The sequence below is a fragment of the Streptomyces sp. NPDC014764 genome, from assembly GCF_043082785.1.
Lineage (GTDB): Bacteria > Actinomycetota > Actinomycetes > Streptomycetales > Streptomycetaceae > Streptomyces > Streptomyces althioticus.
This window is the reverse complement of record NZ_JBIBXY010000014.1, coordinates 155724-165829: the sequence shown is the minus strand read 5'-3', so window position 1 is coordinate 165829 and position 10106 is coordinate 155724. Positions and strand designations below refer to the sequence as shown.

At 73.6% G+C, this 10106-nt stretch carries 14 protein-coding genes; 9 read left to right on the top strand and 5 right to left on the bottom strand.

All coding sequences use genetic code 11. The features are described from left to right. Window positions 1-123: 123 nt before the first annotated feature. The gene (locus ACF1AG_RS27065; RefSeq protein ID WP_359607266.1) at window positions 124-723 is read right to left on the bottom strand and encodes an XRE family transcriptional regulator; all 600 of its coding nucleotides are present in this window, start codon (window positions 721-723) and stop codon (window positions 124-126) included. A 93-nt stretch (window positions 724-816) separates the two neighbouring features. On the opposite strand from ACF1AG_RS27065, the gene ACF1AG_RS27060 reads away from it, so the two are divergent. Then, the gene (locus tag ACF1AG_RS27060; protein ID WP_359607268.1) at window positions 817-1443 is read left to right on the top strand and encodes a class I SAM-dependent methyltransferase; all 627 of its coding nucleotides are present in this window, start codon (window positions 817-819) and stop codon (window positions 1441-1443) included. Between the two features lie 3 nt (window positions 1444-1446). Here the strand turns inward: ACF1AG_RS27060 and ACF1AG_RS27055 are convergent, their stop codons facing one another. After that, the gene (locus ACF1AG_RS27055; protein ID WP_359607270.1) at window positions 1447-2289 is read right to left on the bottom strand and encodes an alpha/beta hydrolase; all 843 of its coding nucleotides are present in this window, start codon (window positions 2287-2289) and stop codon (window positions 1447-1449) included. Between the two features lie 91 nt (window positions 2290-2380). Between ACF1AG_RS27055 and ACF1AG_RS27050 the strand changes: the two genes are divergently transcribed. The 3 genes from ACF1AG_RS27050 to ACF1AG_RS27040 all read left to right on the top strand — a co-directional run bounded on the left by ACF1AG_RS27050 (window position 2381) and on the right by ACF1AG_RS27040 (window position 5233). Further along, a complete protein-coding gene (locus tag ACF1AG_RS27050; protein ID WP_359607272.1) occupies window positions 2381-2992 on the top strand; it encodes a TetR/AcrR family transcriptional regulator in 612 nt (203 codons plus the stop codon). 158 nt (window positions 2993-3150) lie between these two features. Further along, the gene (locus ACF1AG_RS27045) at window positions 3151-4257 is read left to right on the top strand and encodes an AI-2E family transporter (protein ID WP_359607274.1); all 1107 of its coding nucleotides are present in this window, start codon (window positions 3151-3153) and stop codon (window positions 4255-4257) included. A gap of 79 nt (window positions 4258-4336) precedes the next feature. Next, window positions 4337-5233, top strand: a complete 897-nt coding sequence (locus ACF1AG_RS27040) for an NAD-dependent protein deacetylase (protein ID WP_359607276.1) — start codon at window positions 4337-4339, stop codon at window positions 5231-5233. 22 nt (window positions 5234-5255) lie between these two features. Here the strand turns inward: ACF1AG_RS27040 and ACF1AG_RS27035 are convergent, their stop codons facing one another. Further along, window positions 5256-5744, bottom strand: a complete 489-nt coding sequence (locus tag ACF1AG_RS27035) for a VOC family protein (protein ID WP_359607278.1) — start codon at window positions 5742-5744, stop codon at window positions 5256-5258. A 390-nt stretch (window positions 5745-6134) separates the two neighbouring features. Further along, window positions 6135-6515, bottom strand: a complete 381-nt coding sequence (locus ACF1AG_RS27030; RefSeq protein WP_359607280.1) for a helix-turn-helix domain-containing protein — start codon at window positions 6513-6515, stop codon at window positions 6135-6137. Between the two features lie 79 nt (window positions 6516-6594). Here ACF1AG_RS27030 and ACF1AG_RS27025 point away from each other — a divergent pair, with 79 nt between their 5' ends. The 5 genes from ACF1AG_RS27025 to ACF1AG_RS27005 all read left to right on the top strand — a co-directional run bounded on the left by ACF1AG_RS27025 (window position 6595) and on the right by ACF1AG_RS27005 (window position 9167). Beyond that, on the top strand, window positions 6595-7005 hold the full coding sequence (locus tag ACF1AG_RS27025; protein ID WP_359607282.1) for a Rid family hydrolase: 411 nt from the start codon (window positions 6595-6597) through the stop codon (window positions 7003-7005). 132 nt (window positions 7006-7137) lie between these two features. Further along, window positions 7138-7509 carry a sortase-dependent protein gene (locus ACF1AG_RS27020; RefSeq protein WP_359607283.1) on the top strand — a complete coding sequence of 124 codons (372 nt, stop codon included), beginning with the start codon at window positions 7138-7140 and terminating at the stop codon, window positions 7507-7509. Further along, the gene (locus ACF1AG_RS27015) at window positions 7506-8129 is read left to right on the top strand and encodes a class F sortase (RefSeq protein ID WP_359607285.1); all 624 of its coding nucleotides are present in this window, start codon (window positions 7506-7508) and stop codon (window positions 8127-8129) included. The genes ACF1AG_RS27020 and ACF1AG_RS27015 overlap by 4 nt, the downstream gene beginning before the upstream one ends. Window positions 8130-8236: 107 nt before the next feature. Continuing rightward, window positions 8237-8728, top strand: coding sequence for an RNA polymerase sigma factor (locus ACF1AG_RS27010; protein WP_033273507.1), 492 nt, complete (start codon window positions 8237-8239; stop codon window positions 8726-8728). Next, the gene (locus ACF1AG_RS27005; RefSeq protein WP_359607287.1) at window positions 8712-9167 is read left to right on the top strand and encodes a hypothetical protein; all 456 of its coding nucleotides are present in this window, start codon (window positions 8712-8714) and stop codon (window positions 9165-9167) included. The genes ACF1AG_RS27010 and ACF1AG_RS27005 overlap by 17 nt, the downstream gene beginning before the upstream one ends. 99 nt (window positions 9168-9266) lie before the next feature. On the opposite strand, the gene ACF1AG_RS27000 is transcribed toward ACF1AG_RS27005, so the two are convergent. Then, window positions 9267-10016, bottom strand: coding sequence for an Atu4866 domain-containing protein (locus ACF1AG_RS27000; protein ID WP_387795080.1), 750 nt, complete (start codon window positions 10014-10016; stop codon window positions 9267-9269). Window positions 10017-10106: the final 90 nt, after the last annotated feature.

The following is a 10106-nucleotide window of genomic DNA, read 5'->3' as shown; positions in this document are numbered from 1 at the left end:
GCAAGACGCTCGACTGGGATACCCCAGCCGAGCGTCTACGTGATCTACTCACCACCTGAAACCAGGCGGTGTTGCGACGACCCCTTGAACCCAAGCGGAGACGGGGGCCTTCCGCGTGCTCGTTCACTCCGGCTCGCGTCCGGTGCGAGGGTCGGTTCGGAGGTGGGTGCGGACGCCCTGGAGGCCGAAGAGGACGAGGAGTTCGACGGCCTTGCCGTCGGCGGTGCCCAGCCAGTGCGGCAAGGAGGTGTCGAACTCGGCCGCCTCGCCGGGTGACAGGGTCAGGTCGCGCTCACCGACGAGGAGCCGCAGACGGCCGGTGAGGACGTAGAGCCACTCGAAGCCCTCGTGGGTCTGCGGCGTCGGCGCCGCGGGCGCGGACCGGGCGGGGATCATGAGCTTGAAGGCGTGCACGCCGCCCGGGCGGCGGGACAGCGGTACGAAGGTCATCCCGAACCGGGTGACGGGCTTCAGGTGGATCCGCGGGTCGCCGGTGCGGGGCGCCCCCACCAGGTCGTCCAGCGGCACGTCGTAGACGCGGGACAGCGGCAGCAGCAGTTCGAGCGTCGCCCGGCGCCGGCCGCTCTCCAGCCGGGACAGGGTGCTCTCGGAGACGCCGGTGACGGCCGCCACGTCGGCCAGTGTGAGTCCGCGGTCACGGCGCAGCGCGCGCAGCCTCGGGCCCACGGCGTCCAGTACCTCGTCGTCCGTCGTGCCGTCCATCGCGCCAGCTTGCCACAACGGCAAGATTCCGTGCCGTTGCGGTGGTCGGCTGCCGAGACTGGGCGCATCGACGACGACCTGAGGGAGTTCCCGATGAGCAGCACCAGCGCGGTCACGTTCTGGGACGGCGTCCACGCCGCCCGCCCCGCGACGGACAGCCCGTCCCCCAACGTCCGGCTGACGGAGACGGTGACGGGTCTGCCGCCCGGCGAGGCCCTGGACCTCGGGTGCGGCAACGGCGGTGACGCGCTGTGGCTGGCCCGTGCCGGGTGGCGGGTCACCGCGGCCGACATCTCGGCCGTCGCGGTCGACCGGCTCACCGCGCTCGCCCGCACGCACGGCGTCCACGACCGGGTCACCGCCGTACGGACCGACCTGCGGACGTCGTTCCCGGCCGGTGCGTTCGAGCTGGTGAGCGCCCACTATCTGCACACCCCGTACGACCTGGACCGGTCGGCCGTGCTGCGCGCGGCGGCACACGCGCTGCGGCCGGGCGGGCGCCTGCTGGTCGTGGATCACGGCTCGACGGCGCCCTGGTCGTGGAACCAGGATCCGGGCGCTCGCCATCCGTCCCCGCGGGAGGTCGCCGCGGGGATCGGGCTCGACCCGGCGGTCTGGACGGTGGAGCGGGCCGACGCGTCCCGCCGGACCGCGACGGGCCCGGACGGCGTCACGGCCGAGGTGACCGACCATGTCCTGCTCGTCCGCCGGGCCGGGTGAGGGTCAGGACACGGGTGTCGCGGCCAGGAAGTCACGGATCTCGCGGACGACGCGGTCGGGCGCGTCCTCCATGAGGAAGTGGCCGGCGTGGGGCACGACGACGAGTTCGGCGCCGGGGATGTCGTCGCGCAGGCGCTCCGCGTAGTGGACGGGCTGCCACTGGTCCTCCGCGCCCCAGAGGATGCGCACGGGCATCGTGAGCTCCCCGAGCCGGCCGGCGATCTCCTGGGTGTAGCGCGCGTCGTAGTGGCGCACCTGGTGCTCGAAGAAGGAGGTGCGGCCGAGCCGTGACGTGTGGGGCGCGAGGTACGCGCGCAGGACGTCGCCGCTCATCCGCGACGTGTCGGCCACCGTCATGGAGAGCTGACGGGTCAGCAGGGCGTCGAACTCCTCCTGCGGCAGGGCCGCGTGCGAGTCCAGCTCCTCGTCGATGATCCGGCGCCAGGTGGGCGAGGGCCAGGAGTCGTAGCTCACCGAATCCATGATCATCAGGCGGCGCACCCGTCCGGGGTGGGCGAGGGCGAAGCGTAGGGCGACGGCTCCGCCGATGTCGTGCGCCACCAGGGTCGCCTCCTCGACGCCGAGGGCGTCGAGGAGGTGTCCGAGCAGGTCGGTCTGGCCGGCGACGGAGGTGTCCCGGTGGACGGGTCGTTCGGAGAGGCCGTACCCCAGCAGGTCGTACGCGACGACGCGGTGGCCGGCCGCCTCGATGCGGGGGACGACGTCGCGCCACTCGTAGGAGTGGGAGGGCGTGCCGTGGAGGAAGACGACCGGCTCTCCGCTTCCGCTGTCGCGGTAGGCCAGGCGTACTCCGTCGACGACGACGTTGTCGGTCAGGAACGACATGGTGCCCTCCTCGGGGCCGGGGGCGGTGGAGCCATCGGAGTGACACCGACGGTAGACTAGGTAGACCAGTCTACCCAGAGAGGGGTGCGTCATGTCGAGGGAGCAGGACCCGGCGGCAGCGGTCCGGCCGGAGAGGAGACGCCCGGCGCGGGAGCGGATCCTGCGGGCGGCGGCGCGGCGCTTCTACCAGGAGGGCGTGACGGCCACGGGCATCGACACCATCACCGCCGAGGCCGGCGTGGCGAAAATGAGTCTCTACAACAACTTCTCCTCCAAGGCGGACCTCGTCAGGGCGTACCTGGACGACCGGCACGAGGACTGGCTGGTGCGGTACCGGGAGCGCGTGGGGACGGAACCGGACCCCCGCGACGGCGTGCTGGGCGTCTTCGACACCTACATCGACGGCGCGGACGCCCCTCCCACGGGCGACTTCCGGGGGTGCGGACTGCTCAACGCGGCCTCGGAGATGCCCGCCGGGCACGAGGGGCGGGCGCAGGTGCGCCGGCAGAAGGAAGAGGTGGAGCGGATGATCGAGGAGCATGTCACGGCACTGCTTCCCGGCTCTCCCGCCGCCGCCCGGGCCACGGCACGGCAGATCGCCTTCCTGCTGGAGGGCGCGATGGTGCGGGCGGGCCTGGAGGGCGACAGCCGCTGCCTGCGGGACGCGCGGGCGATGGCGGAGCGGCTGCTGGACCGGGGGTGACCGTTCGGTGAACAGGACGCGGCCGGTGTCCGGCGGGGCAGCCGCTGGGCGCGGTGGTGGGTGCGCAGCACCTTCCGGGGTGCCGGCGCGGTGACCATGCGGGCGAATCCCGGGTCGTCCGCGTTGCCGCCGGGACGCCGGGTGGTACATCGCTGGAGATGTCCACGCCCCCGGATCCGGCCGCCTCACCCCCGCCCGGCCCGCGCACGCGACCCACTGCCGCGCGGGTGCCGGGTGCTCTGCGCACGGCCGCCGCGTACGCATGGCGGCTGATCGCGGTCGGGGTCGTCGTACGGGCCGCGTTCTCGGTGCTGGGGCAGTTCCACCGCATCGCGGTCGCCGTCTTCCTGGGCCTGGTCTTCACGGCGGTGCTGCGGCCGGTGGCGGACCTGTTCGCGCGGTTCGTGCCGCGCGCGCTCGCCGTGGCGGGCGCGGTCGTCGGCGGTGTGCTGCTGGTGGTGGGCGGGCTGGCCCTGGTCGGCGAGGCGATCGCGGGTCAACGCACCACGCTGGAGCGGGAGTTCGTCTCGGGGGTGGAACGGATCGAACGCCGGCTGGAGCAGCCGCCGTTCCGGTTGTCGCCGACCGTGTTCGACGACCTTCAGTCCCGCGCCGGCGAGCTGCTGTCCAGTCACCGTGCCACGGTGCTCAGCACGGCGCTGAGCGGGGTGGGACGCGTGGTGGAGGTCCTCACCGTGCTCGCCCTGGCGCTGTTCTGCGCGGTCTTCTTCGTCCACTCCGGGGACCGGTACTGGCGGTGGTTCTGCGAGCAGGTGCCCACGCCGGCACGACGGACGTGGTCGGTGGCGGGCGACACCGCGTGGCGGACGTTCACCGGGTACACGCACGGCATCCTGCTGGTCGCCGTGACCAACGCGGTCCTCGTCGGTCTGGCCCTGTTCGCGCTGGGCGTCCCGCTCGCCGTGCCGCTGGCGGTGCTGGAGTTCGTCGCCGCCTTCGTACCGCTGATCGGCTCCCCCGTCGCCCTGGCGGTCGCCGCGGTCGTCGCCCTCGCCACGAAAGGGCCGGTGACCGCCTTGGTCGTGGTGGCGCTCATCGTGGTCATCGCACAACTGGAGGGCCATCTCCTGCACCCGCTGGTCCTGAGCTGGGCCGTCCGTCTCCACCCCGTCGTGGTCGCATTGTCGGTGGTGGCGGGCGCGGTGGCGGCGGGCGTCGTGGGCGCGGTGGTGGCCGTACCGCTGGTGGCGACGGTGTGGTCGGTCGGGAAGGCGCTGCGGGAGAAGGGGGCGGCGGGGACCTGAGGTCGGGGCGGAGTGCCGGCACCGGTCGCCGGAGCACGGGACCACCGGGCGTTTGCAGGCGTTCCGTACCCTGGTGGGCATGCGCGTGCGCCCCACTTTGAGATGGACCCCGGCGGAGGACCTGCCGCCGGCCACCACGGACCTGGAACCCGTTGTCGACGCGCTGCGTGCCGGTGGGGTGCTGGTGCTCAGCGGGGCCGGGATCTCCACGGAGTCCGGGATCCCCGACTACCGCGGCGAGGGCGGGAGTCTGAGCCGGCACACCCCGATGACGTTCCAGGAGTTCGTGGGCGGGGGCGCCGCCCGGCGCCGGTACTGGGCGCGGAGCCATATGGGGTGGCGGACCTTCGGCCATGCCCTGCCCAACGCCGGGCACCGGGCGGTGGCCGCGTTCGGCCGCGACGGCCTGGTGTCGGGTGTGATCACCCAGAACGTGGACGGGCTGCACCAGGCCGCCGGCAGCCAGGGTGTGGTGGAGCTGCACGGGAGCCTGGACCGGGTGGTCTGCCTCTCGTGCGGGCGCATGAGCCCGCGCAGTGAACTCGCGGAGCGGCTGGAGGCGGCGAACCCCGGCTTCTCGCCGGTGGCCGCCGGGATCAACCCCGACGGCGACGCCGACCTCACCGACGACCAGGTCGTCGGCTTCCGTGTGGTGCCGTGCGCGGTGTGCGGCGGCGTCCTCAAGCCGGACGTGGTCTTCTTCGGGGAGACGGTGCCGCCGCAGCGGGTCGAGCTGTGCCGGCAGATGGTGCGGGAGTCGGAGTCCCTGCTGGTCCTGGGTTCCTCGCTGACCGTGATGTCGGGGCTGCGGTTCGTGCGGCTGGCGGCGGAGAGCGGCAAGCCCGTGCTGATCGTCAACCGGGATCCGACCCGCGGCGACCGGCACGCCCGGGCTCGGGTGGGGCTGCCGCTGGGCGCGGCGCTCACCACCGTGGCCGGGCGTCTGGGCGTCACCGTCGAGGAGGCGGCCGCCTGAGCGGCGGGCGCGCCCCCCGTGGTCACGGGGCGGCGGCCGCCAGGCGTCGCCTGATTTCGTCCTCGCTCACGTCCTCGAGGTGGGTCAGGAACACCCACAGGTGCCCCGACGGGTCCCGCAGGATCACCGTGCGGTCGCCGTGGAACATGTCCGTCGGCGGCTGGAGGATCTCCGCTCCCTCCGCTTCCGCCCGCGCGGCCAGCGCGTCGACGTCCGGCACGAAAACGTGCAGCGTGACGGAGGTGCCGCCGCCGAGGAAGGCGGGCGCCGTGAAGGACGCGTCCTCCGCCTCCTTCACGCTCGCGTCCCCCAGCATCAGCGCCGACCGCCCGATGGTGATCTCGGCGTGCAGCACTCCCCCGCCCGGCGCCTCCAGCCGGAAGTCTTCCCGCGCGCCGAACGCCCGCCGGTAGAAGTCGATCGCGGCCGCGGCGTCGTCGACCATGATGTGCGGGACCACCGCGTATTGGTAGCGCGCGGGAATCTCCGCATCGACCGTACGCTCGTCCATGACAGGGCTCCTCGTGGGGCGCCGCGGCCCGTCGCCGCGGCTCTCGAGGACGAACGTAGGAACTCAAGCGGGGTTGAGGTCAACTCCCCCGGACGGACCGGCCGGCCGGCCGGTCCCTGACGGGACCCGACGGGCCGCGCGGCCCGCAGAGGCGACAGAGGCAGCAGAGGCGGCAGGCGTTCCCGTACCGCACCACCTCGCCGACGGGTTCCGCGCCGTGGCGGCGCAGTCGGGCGACCGTGTCGTCCAGGTCGTCGACGACAACGGCCACGTCGTCCGTCACGTCGGATCGCCACGTATCGCTCCCTGTCGCGTCGCGCGGTGCGTTCCGGCCCCTCGGTACACCCGGGGCGCGGCCCGTGCTCCGCTGTCGCGCGAACGGCGCGTGCGTCAGTCGAGGGCGGCGTCGAAGGCGTCGCGGGCCCGCTCGATGTCGGGCATGTGGGCCGTGGCCCACTCCAGCAGCACGTCGACCGGGCGTCGCATGGTCTTGCCGAGCGGCGTGATGCGGTACTCCACGGCGACGGGGCGCGAGCTGACGACCTCGCGCTCGACGATGCCGTTGCGTTCGAGTCTGCGCAGGGTCGCGGTGAGCGACTTCTGGGTGACCGTGGGGATGGCACGGCGCAGGTCGTTGAAACGGCAGGGCCGCTCGCAGAGTTCGTTGAGGACGCTGAGCGACCACTTGTCCAGCACCTGGTCGAGCAGCTCGCGGTGCGCGTTGTCGATACGCAGCTCGCCGCTCGCGCGGCCGCCTTCGGTTTCCGGCACGATACCTGGTCTCCTTGAAGTGTCCTTCGGCCACCAAGTATCAAGGGTATACCTACTGCTTCGACACGAGGAGACCCCCGTGACCGTCCGCCGTTTCACGCCCGAAGGCATGCTGCAGCCCACCCCGTACGAGCACGTCGCCGTGGGGACGGGCACCCGCCACGTGCACGTCAGCGGGCAGGTCGCCCGCGCCGCCGACGGCACTCCGCTCGCGCCGGGGGATCTCGCCGGGCAGGTCGCCCACGCGCTCCGGGCCACGGCGCGGGGCCTGCACGGCGCCGGCGCCTCCTTCGACGACGTCCTGCGCCTCACCTTCTACGTCACCGGCTGGGCGCCCGAGAAGATCGGCCCGTTCATGGCGGGCGTGGAGGAGGTCGCCGAAGAGATCGGACTGCGCCTGCCGCTCCCGCCGTCGTCCCTCATCGGCGTCGACCATCTCTTCGAGCCGGACGTGCTGGTCGAGGTGGAGGCGACGGCGATCCTCGACTGAGCCCGCAGCACCGCCGTTCACGGCTTTACCTTCTCTTTGCAACCTGGGCCCCCGCTCCCCCGTCTCTCCGCACGATCCATCCCCCAGCCCGCCGGACGACCGTGCGGGCGGACCCAGGAAAGAGAGCATTCCATGCGCCGAAACGTCCTGAGCGCGGCGGCACTCGCGTGCACCGCCGTGCTGGCCACCGCGATGCCGGCGTTCGCCGACGATCCCTCCCCGGTCCCCGACACGACGGCGGCGCCCACCGACTCCGGCGAGCAGGCGGCCGAGACCGGCCCGAGCCCGGTCCCGTCCGACCGCGGTGCCGCCGAGGCCACTCCGGCTCCGGCGGAGGACACCGACGGGGTCACCGTGGTGCCGCGCGGTGCGCCGGACACCGGTGACGCGCCGGCCGGACAGTCCGGCGGCGACGGCCTGCTGATCGGCGGGGGCGCCGCCGCGGTGCTCGCCGCGGGCGGCGCGGCGGTCTTCGTCGTACGCCGCCGGGCGTCCGGGGCATGACCCCGTTCTCCAGGCGCGCCGTCGCCGCCATGGCCGTGGCCTGCCTGGTCACGGGATGTGGCGGTGGCGGTTCCGCCGACGACGGGCCTGCCGCGACGGCGACGCCGGGCGACCGGCCGCCCGCCGCGGCGGGGTCACCCGTCCCCGGGCCGCGTCCCCTGGCGCGTTCGGTGCCGGTCGGTCTGGAGATCCCCGCCGTCGGGGTCGACACCCCGGTCGTACGGCTGGGTCTGGCCCCGGACCGCACGGTGGAGGTCCCCCCGATCACGGCGGACGACCCGGCCGGCTGGTACCGGTACTCACCCACGCCCGGCCGGCCGGGTCCCTCGGTGATCCTCGGCCATGTCACGGTCGGCGCCCACGGCGACGGAGTCTTCCGTCACCTGGCGGAGCTGCGGAGGGACGACGGGATCACGGTGCGTCTGGAGAACGGCAGGGCGGCGCGGTTCGCCGTCACCTCGGTCCGCACGGTCGCCAAGGCCGACTTCCCCACGGAGGACGTCTACGGCGACACCGCACAGCCCGAGCTGCGGCTCATCACGTGCGGCGGGCCGCTGGAGGACGGCGAGTACCGCGACAACGTGATCGTCTTCGCGGCGCTCCGCGCCACCGCCCCCTGATCCGGCGTCCGGGTGCCGGGCCGTCGTAGCGACGGCCCGGCACGCACGCCGTCCCCGCGTCCACGAGCGGTGCCCCGTCACCGGGGCCGCCCCGACCATGGAGAGCATTGAAACGGTCCCGCGAGCAGGCAGCGTCCGAGCTCTTCGCCGCCCTCTACCCGCGCCTCGCCGGCTGGTGCCGCCGTCTGGTCGACGACGACGAGACGGCCCACGAGATCGCCTCCGAGGCGTTCACCCGTCTGTGGTCGCGCTGGACGTCCGTGTCGGAACCACGGGCCTTCCTGTACGTCACCGCGGCCAATCTGGTGCGCGACCACTGGCGACGGCTCGACCGCGAGCGCAGAACCGTGCGCCGGGTCGGCACCGAGGCCGCCGTACGCCCGCACACGGAACCCTCCGACCCGTCGGTGCGGATGCTGGTGCAGGCGCTGCCGGAGCGGCTGCGGGTGCCGATCCTGCTGCACTACTACGCTGACCTGCCGGTCCGCGAGGTGTCCGCGGTGACCGGACGCAAGGAAGGAACCATCAAGGCCGATCTTCACGCGGCCAGGGAGCTGCTCCGTGCCCACCTGAGGAGAAACCTTGATCACTCACGCTGACGAGGACCCCGAGTTCGAGCCGGGCGATCCGCTCGCCGAACTCCTGCGGCCCACGGCCGAGCGTCTCGGCCCGCCGCCAGGCGGATTCGAGGCGATCCGCCGCCGTGCCGCGCGGCGACGGCTGGTCCGCACGACGGTCGGCGCCGGTCTCACATGCGCCATGGCCCTGCTCGTCGCGCTGCCGCTGCAGAACGCGACGACCTCCGACCGGCCCGTCACCCCGACCGTCCCGCTGGCCCCGCCGCCGGTGACCACCACGCCCTCCCCCACGACAGGGCCCACGGTGTCGCCCCGGCCCGCCGAGTCCCCCGTCGACGACCACCCCGGCACGAGCGGCCCGCGGTCACGCGCCTCGGAGCCACGGGCCCGTGATCTCGTCGTGCCCACACCAGGGCCGGTGGTGTCGGACACGGCCCCGGAGGACCGGCGGAGGCGCTGACGCGAGGTCGAGGGGTGGTACTCGCGGGCGGAGTGCGGCTCGGGCCGCCCGGGAGGCCGGCGGGCGGATCGGGTCGGGAGGCCGGCGGGCCGTTCGGGGTCAGCCCAGCTTCAGGACGTAGCCCGCGTGGTGCAGTTCGTCGCCCTTGAACTCGCCGTAGGCCCAGAAGCCGAGGTCGTCGAGGTAGTCGATGCGGTCGCCGTCGATCCAGAACCGGCCCTGGTAGGCGTGCGGCCGGCCGCCACGGGTCTCGTCGTAGCGGCCGTCGGCGCCGAGCTCCTGGTGCAGGAAGTCGTTGACGTCGATCCAGACACCGACGCGCGGGCTGCCGGTCAGGTCCGGAGCGGCGGGGACGCCCGCCCCGGGCGCTGCGGCCCGGCCCGGGACGTCCGCTCCCGACCACAGGACGGGACGGCCTGCCGCGATCAGGGCGCGGACCTCGTCCCGCCGGGACAGGAGGGTGGCCACCGCGCCGGGTACGTCCGCGGCGAGCGCGTCGGGCACCACCAGGAAGTCGGCGGTGTTGCCCGGGGTGAGCGTCGCGACGTACTCCGAGCGGTGGCCGCGTCCGCCGGCCAGCGCCACGGCGTCCACGACGGCGGGGACGACGGTCATGCCCGTGCAGTCGACGACCACGGCGCCGTCGTCCTCCGCCGCGGTGACGATGCCGGGGCCGACGCCCACGATCAGGTCGCCGACGAGCAGGATGTCGGCGCCGGTCATGGTTCCGATCAGCGGGTCCGCCGTCACGATGCGGGCGTGGGTGAACAGGACGGGACGGCCGCCGTCGTTCGCGACGATCTCGTCCAGAGCCGAACGGTTCCAGCTCACGGTGTCGGTGAGGGTCATGGTGGGCGTTCCTCGGGTAGGTCCGGTTCTTCGGTGGGCGGCGACGCACGGGCGAGCGGGGGCGGCTGCGGAGGTGGCAGCGGCTCGACG